Annotated in this window: 14 protein-coding genes and 2 riboswitches; of the genes, 2 read left to right on the top strand and 12 right to left on the bottom strand. The window is 48.9% G+C overall.

The window, feature by feature from the left end:
• Nucleotides 1–2: 2 nt before the first annotated feature.
• The 5 genes from ribD to AUC31_RS00495 all read right to left on the bottom strand — a co-directional run bounded on the left by ribD (nt 3) and on the right by AUC31_RS00495 (nt 4,127).
• Nucleotides 3–1,085 (bottom strand): bifunctional diaminohydroxyphosphoribosylaminopyrimidine deaminase/5-amino-6-(5-phosphoribosylamino)uracil reductase RibD, encoded by a 1,083-nt coding sequence (gene ribD / locus AUC31_RS00515; protein ID WP_058381887.1) that lies wholly within the window; start codon nt 1,083–1,085, stop codon nt 3–5.
• Nucleotides 1,086–1,184: 99 nt separating this feature from the next.
• Nucleotides 1,185–1,315, bottom strand: a riboswitch (FMN riboswitch).
• A 108-nt stretch (nt 1,316–1,423) separates the two neighbouring features.
• Nucleotides 1,424–1,554, bottom strand: a riboswitch (FMN riboswitch).
• Between the two features lie 112 nt (nt 1,555–1,666).
• Entirely contained in the window at nt 1,667–1,966 is a 300-nt protein-coding gene (locus AUC31_RS17540; RefSeq protein WP_083509098.1) for a TIGR04104 family putative zinc finger protein, read from the bottom strand.
• 154 nt (nt 1,967–2,120) lie between these two features.
• Complete coding sequence (locus AUC31_RS00505; protein WP_058381889.1) at nt 2,121–3,104, bottom strand: ring-cleaving dioxygenase; 984 nt, start codon at nt 3,102–3,104, stop codon at nt 2,121–2,123.
• A complete protein-coding gene (locus tag AUC31_RS00500) occupies nt 3,101–3,580 on the bottom strand; it encodes a MarR family winged helix-turn-helix transcriptional regulator (protein WP_058381890.1) in 480 nt (159 codons plus the stop codon). The genes AUC31_RS00505 and AUC31_RS00500 overlap by 4 nt, the downstream gene beginning before the upstream one ends.
• Nucleotides 3,581–3,728: 148 nt before the next feature.
• A complete protein-coding gene (locus AUC31_RS00495; RefSeq protein WP_058381891.1) occupies nt 3,729–4,127 on the bottom strand; it encodes a PaaI family thioesterase in 399 nt (132 codons plus the stop codon).
• Between the two features lie 122 nt (nt 4,128–4,249).
• Between AUC31_RS00495 and AUC31_RS00490 the strand changes: the two genes are divergently transcribed.
• Nucleotides 4,250–4,993 carry an alpha/beta hydrolase gene (locus AUC31_RS00490; protein WP_058381892.1) on the top strand — a complete coding sequence of 248 codons (744 nt, stop codon included), beginning with the start codon at nt 4,250–4,252 and terminating at the stop codon, nt 4,991–4,993.
• A 57-nt stretch (nt 4,994–5,050) separates the two neighbouring features.
• Here the strand turns inward: AUC31_RS00490 and AUC31_RS00485 are convergent, their stop codons facing one another.
• The 4 genes from AUC31_RS00485 to AUC31_RS00470 all read right to left on the bottom strand — a co-directional run bounded on the left by AUC31_RS00485 (nt 5,051) and on the right by AUC31_RS00470 (nt 11,818).
• Nucleotides 5,051–5,686 (bottom strand): O-methyltransferase, encoded by a 636-nt coding sequence (locus tag AUC31_RS00485; protein ID WP_058381893.1) that lies wholly within the window; start codon nt 5,684–5,686, stop codon nt 5,051–5,053.
• A gap of 57 nt (nt 5,687–5,743) precedes the next feature.
• Nucleotides 5,744–6,694 carry a siderophore ABC transporter substrate-binding protein gene (locus tag AUC31_RS00480; RefSeq protein WP_058381894.1) on the bottom strand — a complete coding sequence of 317 codons (951 nt, stop codon included), beginning with the start codon at nt 6,692–6,694 and terminating at the stop codon, nt 5,744–5,746.
• A gap of 318 nt (nt 6,695–7,012) precedes the next feature.
• A complete protein-coding gene (locus tag AUC31_RS17795) occupies nt 7,013–10,174 on the bottom strand; it encodes a glycoside hydrolase family 2 protein (RefSeq protein WP_058381895.1) in 3,162 nt (1,053 codons plus the stop codon).
• Between the two features lie 183 nt (nt 10,175–10,357).
• Entirely contained in the window at nt 10,358–11,818 is a 1,461-nt protein-coding gene (locus AUC31_RS00470; RefSeq protein ID WP_058381896.1) for a SulP family inorganic anion transporter, read from the bottom strand.
• Nucleotides 11,819–11,996: 178 nt separating this feature from the next.
• On the opposite strand from AUC31_RS00470, the gene AUC31_RS00465 reads away from it, so the two are divergent.
• A complete protein-coding gene (locus AUC31_RS00465; RefSeq protein ID WP_058381897.1) occupies nt 11,997–12,539 on the top strand; it encodes a recombinase family protein in 543 nt (180 codons plus the stop codon).
• Between the two features lie 24 nt (nt 12,540–12,563).
• Here AUC31_RS00465 and AUC31_RS00460 read toward each other — a convergent pair whose 3' ends face one another.
• The 3 genes from AUC31_RS00460 to AUC31_RS00450 all read right to left on the bottom strand — a co-directional run bounded on the left by AUC31_RS00460 (nt 12,564) and on the right by AUC31_RS00450 (nt 16,095).
• Complete coding sequence (locus AUC31_RS00460; RefSeq protein WP_058381898.1) at nt 12,564–13,829, bottom strand: MFS transporter; 1,266 nt, start codon at nt 13,827–13,829, stop codon at nt 12,564–12,566.
• Nucleotides 13,830–13,886: 57 nt separating this feature from the next.
• On the bottom strand, nt 13,887–14,306 hold the full coding sequence (locus AUC31_RS00455; RefSeq protein WP_058381899.1) for a universal stress protein: 420 nt from the start codon (nt 14,304–14,306) through the stop codon (nt 13,887–13,889).
• Nucleotides 14,307–14,517: 211 nt separating this feature from the next.
• Complete coding sequence (locus tag AUC31_RS00450; protein ID WP_058381900.1) at nt 14,518–16,095, bottom strand: BCCT family transporter; 1,578 nt, start codon at nt 16,093–16,095, stop codon at nt 14,518–14,520.
• Nucleotides 16,096–16,209 lie beyond the last annotated feature (114 nt).

Raw genomic sequence — 16,209 nt, 5'->3', positions numbered from 1 at the left:
TGTCACTCCTTTAAGGTGGAGATGATCTTCAGATCCGTTCCGAGGCGTTCTACCTTCTGTGTCTCCAAGCGAATGCCGTTTGACGCAGAACTGGTTTGCAGGTCGCCGAAGACGGAAACGGTTCCTTCGCCACCGAGAATAATCGGTGCAATATACGTAGCAACTTCATCCACTTGCCCGCTTTTCAAGAAAGCGGTATTGATTTTTTGGCCGCCTTCCACAAGGACAGACAACACCTTTTGCTCAGCAAGCAATTCCAATGCGGCAGCGATTTCCACATCCGGCGTGTCCAGTTGGAGAATGCGGACATGATCCGGAAATGTTCCGCGGCTGTCGATATCGGCCTGTGATCCGACGATAATCCAAGTAGGGGCATCAGGTACTTGAATGACGTGGCTCTCTATTGGGATGCGCAGGTGGCGATCCAAGATGACGCGGATCGGCTGCTTCGGGGAACCGGCAAACCGATTGGTCAAACGGGGGTTATCGAGTGCAATGGTCTGGGCCCCGACGAGGATGGCGTCGTGCAGCAAGCGCAGTTTGTGGACATCGCGCTGCACTTCAGGCCCCGTAATCTTTTCTGAACGGCCGCCGTATACAGCGATTTTGCCGTCTAGCGTGATGGCATGCTTCAATGTGACGAACGGCCGGTTTTTGCGGATAAAGGTGAAGAACATCCGGTTCAACTCCGCAGCTTCCTGCTCGCAGACACCGGTCTCTACAATAACCCCGGCATTTTCAAGCTTTTGGATGCCCTGGCCCGAAACGAGCGGATTCGGATCCAGCACTGCGACGACGACACGGCGAATGCCGGCTTTTATAATCGCATCTGCGCAAGGCCCAGTCCGGCCATGATGGCTGCAAGGCTCCAGCGTCACATATAAATCCGCGCCCCGCGCTTCAGTGTCTGCCATATTCAGCGCATGGATTTCTGCATGCGCTTGCCCTGCTTTTAGATGCGCGCCCATGCCGATGATGCGCCCATCTTTGATAATCACCGATCCGACGAGCGGGTTGGGGGACGTCTGCCCGGCAGCTGAACGCGCCAACTCCAGTGCTTGCTTCATGATTTGCTGATCGTCCACTTGATCACACCTTTCAGAACAAAATAAAAACCCATTGATTAGCCAATGGGTTAGAAGACAATAGGAAATAGAACTATAGAAAACTCTATAATTTCCGTGTTCTTCCTTCTCCCATCCAGACTCTAACTGTCGGCTTTGGACTTGCACCAAATCCTGCCCCGAAAGGCTCACGGGCTTCGAATTGCTTCGTTACCGTCGATTGGGAATTTCACCCGACCCCGAAGGAATACTATTCAGTTGATCATCCATAGTATGCAAAAAAGGCCCCTTCCATAAAAAGAAAGGGGCCTTGAAAGTTCATATCAAATAAACCTAAGCGATTGCTAGTAGGCTGCTTGACGGTTCTTCTCCCATCCAGACTTTAACTGTCGGCTTTGGACTTGCACCAAATCCTGCCCCGAAAGGCTCACGGGCTTCGGATTGCTCCGTTACCGTCGATTGGGAATTTCACCCGACCCCGAAGAACGCTATAGATGATTATCTGTAAGTTTAGCGCAAGCTTCAGGGGCTGTCCAGAAAAGAATCTTCATTTGTCGCCCACAGCCAACTCATTCCCTATAAAGAAACTCGGATTTCACCAGTCACCACATCGGCCCACGCTCGTCTGTCAATTCGATAAAAAATGGGTAGATGCCCATGATCACTAAAAAGGAAGCCAGGAACAGGGCGAGGGAAACGAACGGGTCAATACCGAAAGCGACCGAAATAAACATGATGAGCGGAGCGGCAAAGACAAACAAACTGGTCTTTTTCCGCGATTCCATCGTCATGAATTGCTCCTGCCTGCAAGACGGGCAAGGTAAGCTCTCCCCAAGTGTGAACAGGCGGCAGACGGTCTGTCCCCATGTCCATGTTGTTCCGCAATTTTGGCATTTCGGCATTGCCCTTCTCCCCTTCCCTTGTACTATCTATACTTACGAACATAAGTGGAATAAGTTCCCAAAATCGTCCCATTATTTCAGTTTTTTGGACATTCTTTCCTCTTTGTCTTCTCATAAAAAAGCACTGCCCATTGTGAGCAGTGCCGGATTTTTCTTATAGGTATTCTTTTTCGATATCCTTCGTGCTGCGCACCGTATCAATCGGCCGCACCATGCTTTCGATCTGTTCGCGCTTCGGTTCCAAAAACGGCGGCAAAGAGAGTTTCTCCCCAAGTGTTTCATATGGCTCGTCGCCCATGAAGCCCGGGCCATCCGTTGCCCATTCGAACAATAGACCGGGTGCGACCCGTGCATACAATGATTCGAAGAAGAAGCGGTCGACATAGCCGGAAGTCGAGAATCCGATTTCCTGCATATGGCTGGTCCATTCGTTCAATGCTTCGCGATCCGCCACGCGGAACGCGGCGTGATGCACCGTGCCAAAACCTTGCTGGCCGGATGGCAATTCTGCATTATGTTCGACAATCACTTGCGCACCGTTGCCGCCTTCGCCCATCTCGAACAGATGAAGCGATCCTTCTTCAGCGATTTCTTTCATATGCATCGCCTTTTCGAGCACTTCCTTCAAGTAATCGAATTGCCCGATGCGGATATGGATCGGGCCAAGGCCGGTAATGGCAAATTCAAGCGGGACCGGGCCTTGCTGCCACGGCGTGCCTGCCTGTACGCCTTCATTGTTCTCATCCGATACGAGCATATACTGCTGGTCATCGAAGTCTGTGAACGACAAAGTTTTGACGCCGAATTGCTCGGTTATGGCCGTATGCTGCACTTCGTATTTGTCGAAACGTTTTTCCCAATAGCTAAGCGCTTCATCCGTCGGTACCCGGAAAGCTGTCTTGTAAATTTCGTTCGTGCCGTGAGAGCCTTTCGGGATTCCCGGAAAATCAAAGAAAGTCATATCAGTCCCGGCTGAGCCTTTATCGTCAGCGAAAAACAAGTGATAGGTTTGGATATCATCTTGGTTCACCGTTTTCTTGACCAATCTCATGCCCAATACATACGTGAAAAATTCATAATTCTTCTCGGCGCTGCTCGTAATCGCCGTTACATGGTGGATCCCTTTCAATTCGTTCATGCATACCGCTCCTTGTCTTTTAATATTCTATCTTTCGGTTCCATACTGTCTTGTGCCTCGTAGCCGACTTTTTTCAGCTTCTCAATCAACTCCACTACTTCCTCTTGCCCAAGTCCGGCAAACACTTTATCCATCTGCCGTTCATGTTCAGGAAAAATCCGCTTCATCAATTCCTGGCCGTCGTCCGTCAAAAGCGCATAAGTCACGCGCCGGTCTTCTTTGCACGCTTCCCGTTCGACATAGCCCTTGTGCTCCAGCTTATCGACCACATAGGTGATGCTGCTGCTTGCAATCAACACTCTCTTGCCGATTGCCTGTATCGGTTGCCGGCCTTGATGATAGAGCAGTTCGAGCACCGAGAATTCGGTCGCATTCAAGCCGTATCCCGCCACGTCGCGTTTAATGGCATCATGGACCGCATCCGCAGCGCGAATCAAAACCGTTACAGCTTTCAGGTTTTGGTTGGAGAACTCCATTTATATTTCACCTCTTTACTTCGAATTAAAATATCTTTAATTAAAAGTAATTATAACAAGCCGCGGCTGGTGGGTCAAGAGAACGGCTTCCAATTGCAGCCAATCAAAAAACTCCTATTCGCTAGAAGCGAATAGGAGCGATCACAATTTATAATTTGAACGTGCCTGTGCTATAGGCCAATAATTCATCTTGATCACTGACAACGCGTCCTGTGAGGACCGCTGTACTGTTCGTCTGATGCAGCATTTCAGCGTGGAAAATGGCCGTTCCCTCCGCCAAGCTTTTGATGAAACGAACTTCCATTTGAATCGTCGAAACCGCATCGCTTCCGAGCGAGCGCGAGGCAAGCCCCATGACGATATCGATTCCCGACATGATCGCGCCGCCGTGCAGCATATTTTGCATATTGTCATTTTTAGGTTTTTTCTTCAAACGTATGGACGCCTTGCCATACTCTACCCGGTCGATTTCAAAACCGAGCATTTGGAAATAAGGGCCGTTCTCGAACTGCTCGATCAATTGCGTATATTCCTGTACGTTTTGCACGCGATCTCCCCCAGTTGATTATTCTTCCATTAGTATAGCATTCCTTTTTGAGGCAGTTGAATGGGCAGGACTTTCCCAAAAAGCAACGAATACTTAAGGACTACCTAAAAGGAGGTTTTTGGATGACACACCATTTTGATGTTCTTCCCGGCGCAGAGCCGTTTATTTCCGAAGGCGGGAAAACAGGGATTCTCGTATCCCACGGCTTTACCGGCACGACTCAAAGCATGCGCCCGCTTGCTGAGGCTTTCGCGAACGAAGGATATAGCGTCTATGCCCCGCGCCTTAAAGGGCATGGGACGCATTATGAAGATATGGAAACCAGCACGTATCAGGACTGGATCGCTTCTGTCGAGGAGGCCTACGCTTGGCTGTCGGAGCGCTGCGATAAGATTTTCGTGGCTGGCTTGTCGATGGGCGGCACTCTCGCACTTTATATGGCGGAAAACCATCCGGAGATCGTTGCCATTTCCTTGATCAACGCTGCTGTTGAAGTTCCAGACATGGAGGGCGTTAAGGAGTTGCAGGATGTGCGCTTTTTGGACGCCATCGGATCCGATATCAAAAAACCGGGAATCACTGAGCTTGCCTACGACAAAACACCGGTCGCTTCCGTTAAGGAGATCCTGCCCTTCATGGATTTGGTCCGAAAAAACCTGTCGGCCATCCATTGCCCTACCCTGCTGTTCGTCTCGCCGGAAGACCATGTCGTTCCACCGGCTAATTCAACATTCATTTTCGAGCATATTTCATCTGAAGAAAAAGACCTTATCGAAATGCCGGATAGCTACCATGTGGCGACGCTTGATCACGACCAACAACGGATCATCGACGGCACGCTCGCCTTTTTCCGCAAATACGAATAAATTCTGCTCTATTTATCGAGCAAAGGACGGAAGGCTCTCACGCCTTCCGTCCTTTTGTCATTTTTTCACTCTCGACACGAGCAATCCATCGCCGACCGGCAGCAGGATCGACTCCAATTGCGGATGCCTTGCAGCCGTTTCGTTGAACTTCTTCATCGCTTCGGTATGCTGGCGCTGAATGCCCGCATCTGCCACACTTCCCCCTGCTAATACATTATCGGCGACAATCAATGCCCCGTTTTCTGCAAGCTCCAAGCAAGCGGCTAAATAATTTTCGTAATTCTCCTTGTCGGCATCGATGAAAAAGAAATCGAATGTTCGTCCGTCGTTTTTCAATTGCGCCAAGCTCTCCAAGGCAGGGCCAGTCAAATAATCGACTTGCCCACTGAATCCCGCTTTTGCCAGATGGGCGCTTGCCAGTTCCGCATAGTCCTGCTCCAGTTCCAGCGAAGTCAAATGGCCTTTTTCGCCAAAGCCTCGCGCCAGGCAAATCCCACTATAGCCGCCAAGTGCGCCGATTTCCAATACCCGTTCCGCTTCCGTCATCGCCACGAGCATCGTCAGCAGTTTTCCGGACGCTGGCGATACCGAAATCGGCCGCATGCCTTGTGCGTTAATGGCGGCAAGCACTCCTTCCAGCACCTCGTCTTGCTCGACAAACACTTTATTGATATAAGAATTGATTTGTTCCATATCTCTATTCCTCCTTATGATTGAGAAAAAGCCCCGGGAATGCCGGGGCTTTTATACTCAAAATGCAGATTCGATGGCATTGACCATTTCGCTGACAGACTGCAGCCCACCGCCGGATAGGTACCAGTAATCCGGATCCAAATAAATGATCTTATCGTTTTGATAAGCATTCGTTTTCTGGACCAATTCATTTTCCAATGAATCTTTCGCGCTTGCGTCATTGCCGACTGCTGCATTGCGGTCGACGACAAACATCATGTCCGGGTTCGTATCGAGGATGTATTCATACGTGATGCTTTGGCCATGCGTAGACGCTTCGATGCCTTCGTCCGCTTGTTTGACGCCAAACACGTCATGGATGATACCGAAGCGTGAAGCTGCTCCGTATGCGCTGACTTTTCCTTCATTGGCCAGAACGATCAAGCCTTTTTCATCAGAAGTCGCTGTTTTCTCTTTAATGCCTTCGATTTGCTCGTTGATGGCTGCAAGCTCTTCTTCAACTTCCGCTTCTTTGCCAAAAATTTCCCCGACCGTTTCCATATTCGTTGTGAACGAGTTCATATAATCTGTTGTATCTACGCCTAAGTGAATAGTCGGTGCGATGTCGCTGAACTCGTTATACATTTCCGCTTGGCGCCCGGAGATAATGATCAAGTCCGGATCCATAGCGTGGATCGCTTCAAAATCTGCTTCTTTCAATGTGCCGATGTTTTCGTATTTCTCAGTGTCTTCGTATTGCTCCAAATATGTAGGAATATTCCCTTGTGCAACGCCTGCAACAGATTCTACTCCCAATTGATCAAGTGTATCCAGAATCCCAAAATCGAATACGACGACTTTTTCAGGGTTTTTCGGTACTTCCGTCTCACCCAGTTCATGCGTCACTTTAACCGTTTCCGTTGTTTGTGCATCCGCCGTTTGGCTGTCTGTCGCCTCTTCTTCTGCCCCACAAGCTGCAAGAACTGCAAACATCATTGCTACTAAAATTGCCGTTATCCATTTCTTCATTTTTTCCGTCTCCTCTTCTATTGAAATTATTGGATGATGGACATCCGTTGTGCATTATGTAATCTTTCTTCGGTAACTCTTGAAAAATCGCTCCCTTCAATGATCAGATGATACTGATAATCATTATCACTTAACCACATTTATTAGTATAGCAGAATAAAAACCACTTTCAATAACTAAATGAGAATTATTTTCAATTGTTTTTTCGTAAATGAAATAGCCGAAGCTGTTCACCATAAAAAAGACCCAGTACGAACTGCCTCAAGGCCGTTAGTTGTTCCTAACGGTTCTGGGGCAGCCCGGTATTGGGTCTTTTCTTCACTCAGTATTTTTGAACGTTTCTTGCAAAATGTAATAGGACTCTTTCAAGCGTTCCTGTGTCTGCGGCAGCTCCCATGCTTCCCATGAATAAAGCTTGCTGCTGTCCAGTCCCATCGATTCAAGTTCTTTTCCATTTGAATTCTCAAGAACCGCTGCGGCTTTTATGCCTTCAACGGTCATGCTCGCCGCGATGCCGTCTTTTTGCAAATCGCCCGTGAATTCTTTTTTCGCCGGGTCTTTGGCATTCAGCAGCATCCACGGAATCCGGATTTCCAAAATCCCGGTTTCTTCTGAATAGTAATAGTCGTTTAAGGAATCGTATTGATCGGCTTCAGGATCGGCTATGCCAAAGCGCAGTTTCCCTGTTTCATAATACTCGAAAGGATAGACTTCTCCTGTGTCTGGCCGCGTGAATTCCTTATTCAGCGCTAAGCGCATTGGGTGGAAGTTGTTTTCAATATTCGGCTCTTTTGGAATCATTTTAAGCTGTTCGTAGTAATCGTAATAGAAGGTGTCGTAATCGCCAGCGACATTGATCGCCGACTCTTCCCCATCGATGGTCAGTTCGAAATCAGCCAGGAAACTATCTGCCACTTCGATTCCTTGATCTTCCCGCACACTGAAGTACAAGTTCAAGCGGTCTTCATTCCACCACTCCTGTTGTGGATCGAACTCTGCTTTGACGTATACATAGCGCTCATCGGAATCCATCGATAGCGAGCGCAAGGCGCCTTGCTCTTTTTCATACAGCGGTGATCCATCCTGCCAATCGTCTTTGCCGTCGACTTTCACTTTATGGCGGTCAAAGCTGAGCAAGCCGAATTGCTGCTCGTTTGTTTGGGCATTGGACCAGAACGGGCGCTCATCGGGATTGTCATAATCCATCGTGTTCCATGTGCGCTTGAACCATTCATCCTGCCAAGTGAATACCAAACCGCCAAGCATTCCTTCTTCGAGGATATCTTCATACAAACGGCTGGCGATTTCCCCTTGCTCACTCTCGGAAATAAAGCCTTGGTTCCAGCCGAAAGGATTTTTATGGGTCATGCCCCTTGAAGCCGGCACACCGAATTCCGCGATCAACAATGGCATATCGTGCGATTCGTTCAAATCACGTAAATACCCCGCGTAATTATTGCGTTCGCCGCGGTGGTCGATAAATTCCGTATATTTCTCTTCTAAGTTCAGGAAATCCGGATAGTATGGATAGACATGATACGATGCAAACATGCCTACTTCGTCCAATTCACCGATCGTACGAATATGGTTTGGATCGACCGTCGCCAAGTCTTCTTGTTCACTCGGCTCTGACGGTTGGTCGACATTATCGGTCGTCACCCAATTCGTGAAGCTGAGCGGTCGCATGCTGTCATAGGTTTCGTATTCATAGGCAGCTAAAACTTCCAGCTGCTCCGCAATCCAATACTCCATCGGATTGGCATCTTCGGTTTCGATATATGTGCCCGAAAACTCGCCAAGATCCGGATATTTACGGTTCATCTCGTCGACTGTAAACGGATACCATTCAATACCAATCATCCAGCCGATGACGTAATCGGAAATGTCTGCCGTGTAAGTTCCGGAAGCATGCCCCGGCTCTTCATCAACTTCAGCATCACCATGAACGGCATCCGCCACTTTTTTCATCTCTTGCTGGAAACGTTCCGTAATTTCAGGCGTGAACGCATCCAAGGTTTCTTCTAGCGGCCCTTCATCAATCCATACACCGTGATAGACATAGAGTGGCGTTTCGGCTGATTCATTGTACTTGGCCAAGGCTTCATAGAAAGCAGGCGGGTGGAGCGTATAGACGCGAATCGCATTGGCGTTCATTTCCCCGATTGCCTTGAACCAGCGGTCATATTCCTCGCGAGTGATCGCTGCTTCGCCAGGGAAGGTGCCGGGTTTTGCCATGCCCATATTGACGCCTTTGACGGTGAATTCTTTCCACTCACCGTCTTCGAACACTTCAAACTGCTCGCCGTTTACACGCGATGGATAGGAAATCCCGTCTTTTTCAGCTGCCGACGACACTTGTGACGGCGTTTCCCGCTCTTTTCCTGAACTGTCCGCAAGAATCGATTCCATCATTGGCACATACGTTTTCCAATAAAAACTATCGTTGCCGCCAAATGACATCCAATCCCGCATCTTGGCAAGCCCCCCGTATTGGTAGAATGACGGCACATCCTCGACGTCAACAAAGTCGCCAGCAAAATAATAGACGTCTGCATCATTTACAGTCGTGTACATGACGGCCGGAAAATTCTCCGGAATCCCGCGTTCAGAAAGCGCCGCTTGGCCTTTTTCGCCGAGAGACCATTCGTATTCGGCAAGCACTTCGGTCTGTCCTTGTACTTCATTGATATCAAACCAATAATCGAATGTCGGACTTTCCTGAAGACCGAAAGCCGTTTGCCCAGGCTCTGTGAATTTCACGTGCAGTCCGGCATTTTCGATATCGCCCCGCTCTTCAGACAACACAACAATCTCGCCACTGGCATCTTCAACAAGCACGAACCCTCCGCCCGTAAACTGCCAATCTTCTGCCTCCTGTTCATAATTCTGGACAATCCATGCAGGCACCTCGGCACCTGCTAAGTCAGGAAAATAGCGCCCACTCCAGCCACTCCACTTGATGCCTAAAAATTCTTCCATATCCGTGCTGACAGCAGCATCTGTCGGGGAAGCGAATGTATTGAATTCAACGACTAAATCACTGCCCTTATTGATTACTTGCTGCTTGATCGCTTGCCATTCAGCCATCTCCAAGCCGCCATAGATGAGCTCGGAGCGTTCACCTTTGGCCTCTTGCCAAGGGAGATCGTCTTCATATACCCCATAGGCATCAGCCAAATAAATCAAATCATAGCCCGATCCGAGTTCCTCGATGCCCCGAATTTCATAATCCTTGTCGTTTTCATTCGGCATAAAACCGAAGTAATCGGTATCTGCGCGGTAGTCCGACTCATCCTCTTTAACATAACGGTTATGGTTCAAGATCCAAGTCAGTCCCTTATGTTCGCGGTAATTTTCCGTTGGGACGGTTTTGTCGACAATCGCCACGTTCAAAGGCTCGCTTCCTTGAAACAGCCAGATAAGAAATGGTGATAGCAATAACAGCACGACGATTGCTGCCCCGATGAATGTCTTTTTCAAAATGATTCCTCTTTTCCTGTAAAACCCATTTACGGTTATTATATAGTATAAAAAAATTGTTTAAATAGAAAATATTTCTAAAAGGTGAACGCTTTACATTTTTTTTATTATTTGATTCCGCTGATGTGTCCAGACGCAAAGAAGCCCGTCCTTTTTGAAAGGACGGGCTTCTCTATAATTTCATCAATGGGTGGGTAGTTTAGCATTCGAGCTTTTAAAGATCGCCAATTGATCGATCAGTTTCTGGCTTCCGGCATCCAGGCCGGTCACTTCCACTTCATTGGCATTTTCGCGGAACTTCAGCACGACCCTGTCGACGGCGCCGACGCCGGAATCGTCCCAAATATGGGCATCCGTGAAATCGATAATCACTTTCTCGCGTTCGATATCGAAATCGAATTTCTCTAGGAAGTCTTCAACCGAAGCGAAGAACAATTGCCCTTCCACGCGGTATTGTGTAGCATCCAACAAGCGTTTTTCCACTTTGATCTTGGAAATCTTCGAGACGAAGAAGATGGCGCTTAGCAAGACGCCCGCCAGTACACCAATCGATAAATCGTGCGTATAAACGACGATGGCGACAGTTGCGACCATAACGATGGAATCGGTTTTCGGTGCTTTTTTCAAGTAAGTGAACGAAGCCCAGTCGAATGTCCCGATCGATACCATGATCATGATGCCGACAAGCACCGGCATCGGGATTTGCACAACGACATTGCCGAGAACGATGATCAAAAACATCAGGAACGTACCGGCAACGAGTGCCGACAAGCGGCCACGGCCGCCCGATTTGACGTTGATGACCGATTGCCCGATCATCGCACAGCCCGCCATTCCGCCGAAGAAACCGGTGACGAAGTTGGCAATGCCTTGCCCTCTGGCTTCTTTGTTCTTGTCACTTGTTGTATCGGTCATGTCATCGACGATATTCGCCGTCAAGAGCGATTCGAGCAAGCCGACAATCGCCAGCGCAAGTGAGTACGGGAAGATGATCGACAAGGTTTCCAAGTTGAATGGCACATCCGGCAACAAGAAGCTCGGGAGCGTCTGGCTGATCGTGCCGAGATCGCCCACTGTGCGCAATTCGAACCCGGAATAGATGGCCACTGCCGTCAACACCACCAGCGCGATAAGCGGGGCCGGGATGGCTTTGAAAAAGCGCGGCACGATGTAGATGATGGCCAGCGTGATAGCCACGAAGAGATAGGTCATATTGTTGATGCCGATGAAATGCGGCACTTGCGCCATGAATATCAAGATGGCCAGCGCGTTGACAAAGCCGATCATGACAGCGCGTGGGATGAATTTCATCACTCTTGCCACTTTGAAGACGCCGAACAGGATCTGGATGACCCCTGTCAAAATCGTGGCAGCGAGCAAGTATTCCAGCCCGTGGTCACGGACAAGCGGCACCATCAATAGCGCCATCGCGCCTGTAGCGGCCGAAATCATGCCGGGCCGCCCGCCGACGAAGGCGATGATGACCGCTATGCTGAAGGAAGCATACAAACCGACCATCGGATCGACCCCTGCAATGATGGAGAAGGCAATGGCTTCCGGAATAAGTGCAATAGCGACGAGAATCCCTGACAATATATCGCCGCGGATATTCCCGAACCATTGGGTTTTAAGACTTTGTTTCACGTAATCGAGCTCCTCTATTCTTTATTTGAACGTTTCTCCATATCCTGAAAACCTTATTTTTTCACAATGAAAACAGTTTAGCACCGACACTCCATTAATGGAACCTTTTTGGGTCCATTTTTACAAAAAAATTAATATGTTATAATATATTCACTTTGTACAGTGAGGAGTTTTTTACGTGCGAATCGGTTATGCAAGAGCCATTGAAGAAGATTTAGATTGTCAAAAGCAGCGCACCCTATTTGAAGAATTCGGCTGCGATGTCATCCATATAGAATCCCACAGTTCCCCGAAACAGCGGATTGAGCTGGAACGCATGCTTGAAGCTGTCGGCCCTGGAGACCGCATCATCGTGATGAAACTCCATGTGCTGGCAGATTCAACCCGCCAATTGGTGGACCTGGTTGAAGCGCTCGAAGAAAAAAGCGCGTTCCTTCATGCCGTTAAAGAACATATCGATACCGCGAAAGGAACGTCGTTTTCATTTTTGGAAATCGCGAAATCCATCGCCGAATTCCAGAGCGATTCCATCAGCGCGAAGACCAAAGCAGGCTTATCGGAAGCCAAGCAAAAAGGCATGCACGCCGGGCGACCGCGCAAGCCGGATGCCAATGTCAAAAAAGCGATTGAAATGTATAAAAGCAAATCCTATAGCTTGGCCGAGATCAAAGAACAGACCGGCATCAGCAAATCCACTCTGTATCGTTATTTGGAGAATTAAAAAAGAGCGCCTGAGCGCTCTTTTTTATTGTCCGGTTTTCAACTCTTCTTTCACGGGCGGTTTTGCCAGGATGGAAGCGACGATCGCTAAGGCCGGAATGATGAGCAGAAAACTTAATGCTTCATCGTAGCCGCCAAGGAAATCGTAAAACAAGCCGAACGGCAAAGGCCCTAAAGCAGAGCCGATGACCATGATCGCCATCGCGATGCCGCTGATGCTGCCGATATACTGGCGGCCGTAATAATTGGGCCAGACAATACTTAAGGTGACCCGCTCAATCCCTGACACAACTCCCCATACGACGCCGAACAGGATTGCTAACGACAGAACCGTCGCTTGCTGGAGCAGCAAAATGAAAATGATTTCTCCAACAAACAAGGCAACCAGCATCCAGCGCACTTCGATTTTATCCAGCAAATAGCCGGCCAAAAACGTTACCGGAAATCCGACGACCGCCATCAAGCTAAGTACCGTCGCTGCTGCTTCAGGCGTCAGCGATTGCTGTGAAAAAATCGATACTAAATGGAATGTGATTCCGGTGTTCACCAAGGCTGGCGTGGCGACGCAAAACAGCAGCAACCAAAAGGCGCGGGTTTTCTGCGCTTCTTTCACGGTCCAGCTAATATCTGCCGACAAACTCTTCTCTGCGGTTTCCCCTTCAGGAATCACTTCCCCGTCAGGACGCAAGCCGATATCTTCGGGTTTGTTGCGGATCAGCAAAAACGCAAGCGGCGTAAAAATAACCAACACGGACGCGCCGAGCAACATCCACGCAATGCGCCAATCGAAGGTTTCGATCAGCCATACATTGAGCAATGGAAAGACGGCAGAGCCGACCATCGCCCCGAGTGCTGCGAGGCTGAGCGCGCGTCCCCTTTTGGCGATGAACCATTGCGGCACGAGCGACTTCGGCGTGAGTGACATCGAGCCTTGCCCGAGCAGGCGAATCAAAAAGAAGCCGATGAACAGCATGAAAGTGTTGGCGATCAATCCGTTAAACAAACAGGCGAGCCCCAGCAAGCTGGAGATGATGACCGCCATCTTGCGTGCTCCCTGGCTATCGAATAGCCTGCCGACCATAAAAATCAGGAAACCTGCGAGCAATGTAGCCGCAGAATAAATCCCTGACACCGTGGAGCGGCTCCATCCGAACTCTTCAATATAATAATCGATGAAAATGGCATTGGAAAAGGTTTGACCGGGTCCCGAAAAGAAATACGATAACGCCGAAATCGCGACGATGACCCAGCCATAATAAAACGGCGTATGTATTGGCGCAGTATGTTTCACCTTGTTCTCCCTTCTGCCTGCTACAGCAAAAAGGGCTCCACTCGGGAGCCCTTTTTCTTATTTTACGATCAGTACCGGGCAGTTCGCGCGCTTGACCACTTTGTGGCTGACGCTGCCGAGCACCATCTCCTGCAAGGAATTCAAGCCACGGCTGCCAATAACCAATACGTCAAACGATTCTTTATTGGCATACTCAACGATTGTTGGTCCTGGTGTACCGTGTAGTATTTCTACGCGGTATTTGATAGTGGCTGCTCCGATTGCTTCTTCTACAGGCTGCAATTTCTTGCGGCGCTGGAAATCCAACTCTGCTGAACTGCCGCTATGAAGCACTTCGTTTTTTGCATTGTCGTGATCTGCTACAAAGACGATGGTAATCTGCGAATCATCCGATCCTTTAGCTAATTTCACAGCTTCTTTAGCTGCGCGGACTGAATGGTCGGAACCATCTACAGCAAGTAAAATTTTCTTGTACACTTCTCAACACTCCCCTTTAATGAGTCGGTAATTTGGCGTGCTTGTGTGTTAACACAGAGATAGCAAGCTGTGAAATCGATAGCGATACCTTTATCTTCCACGCTAAAATCGAATTTGTCCAGAATTTCCTCGGCACATCCGAGTCCTTGCATTAAAAAAACCCAGCTCCCTCATGATGGGGAAGACTGGGTTTATTCAATCATTCGACTAATTATTCACTTTTCGTTTTCTGTTTTGACCGTTTCAAAGGCGTTTCCTTGTCTCGCACATTATTGAGCCACGCACGGTCTTGGTCCATCATTTTCTTCGCCGAATAAATCATCAGGAAAGTGATGAAAATGATCGGCAAGCCCATCAAGCCGGACACCACTTCGAGCGGTGCCAAGCCGCCGATTCTCATGAGCACCAGTGAAATGACGGTGATGATGCCGGCAACGAGGATGCGCAAAATTTTCGGCGGTTCGTTTTTGCTCATATCAAGCGTACTCGTATAAGCAGCAATCGTGTAAGTCGTCGAGTCGAGCGTAGTCGTCAGGAAGATGAGCGCGACGATAATGAAAATCACAATCGCCAATCCGCCAAGCGGCAAGGTCGAAAGAATTTCAGGAATGACCGCCATCCGCTCTTCTTTCACCATATCCAAAATCGGCAGTTCACCCGTCAAATACCGGTGGACGCCGAGCCCGCCAAGAACGCCCGTCGCAATCCATGACAACAGCGTCGGCGCCAATAGATAGGTCATGATCATCTCACGGATGGTGCGCCCTCTTGAAATACGGGCCGCAAACACCGAATGCAGCATCGCCCATGTGGCGCTGTAAGCAAACCAGAACACCGTATTGCTTTGCACATGCGACGCCGCACCTTGGTAAACTGAGTCCGTATTGAGTGAAAAACTCAAGTAATTCGTGAACAGTGACGCAACGCTGTCTGAGAAATAATTCAGGATAAAGACACCAGGCCCAGCCAATAGAATAAACAGCGTAAAGGCACCAGCTAAATAGATATTGAAGGTACTGAGCCGTTTGATGCCTTTTTCCACACCGAGATAAGCGCTGATGGAAAACAGCGCCACCCAGACGATGGTGACGATGAGCGTCAACCCGAACGTTACGTCAATGTTCATCAACGCAGAAAGATTATACGTGATGATCGGTGCGCCCAAGCCGAGCGTTACCGCAGCCCCTGTCATGATGCTGAGCAAGAACAGGATGTCGAGCAGGCGCCCTGCCCAACCATCCGTCAACTTATCGCCGAAAACCGGACGAGCCGCTTCGGACATACGCATCATCGGCTTTTTCTTGACGTGCAGCGTATAAGCCATCGCCGGGGCGATCATGACGAAAATCGCGAATACTTGGAAGCCCCATAAGAACATGCTGTAGGCATTGCCCATTAAAATCGATTCCGGTGAACCCGCGTCCATTCCGGCCGGCGGGTTGTTCGCCACGGATGTCCATTGCAACATGCCTGTGCGCATGATCGTCGAACCGAGCCCCATGGCAATCAAAATGGATGCGTACTCGAACAAAGTTAAACGCGGCTTTTCTGCTGGGTCACCGAGAACGATATCGCCGTATTTGGAATAGGAAAAATACAGCGCCGCCCCGACCAGGATAATGCCGTACCACAGATAGCCCCAGCTGAATACTTCAACAATTGTCGTAAAAATCCCATTCAGCAATTCCAGTGAACGGCTTTCATAAAGTGCGAGCGGAACACTGATTGCGATGATGATGATCAAAGCCGGAAGAAAAATCCGGTAATCGATCAAGCCTTTCTTTTTCATCGAATCCCCCTCAATTATTTAATCCCTTTCTTGCCTTCCCGACAGTTTTGCACTGTAATCGTAAAAAAAGAAAAAACTACACAGAAATGTAGTTTTTTCAAGAAAAGGCCTGGG

This window comes from Planococcus rifietoensis (assembly GCF_001465795.2).
In the GTDB taxonomy this organism is placed as follows: Bacteria; Bacillota; Bacilli; order Bacillales_A; family Planococcaceae; genus Planococcus; species Planococcus rifietoensis.
This window is presented reverse-complemented; position numbering and strand designations above follow the sequence as displayed.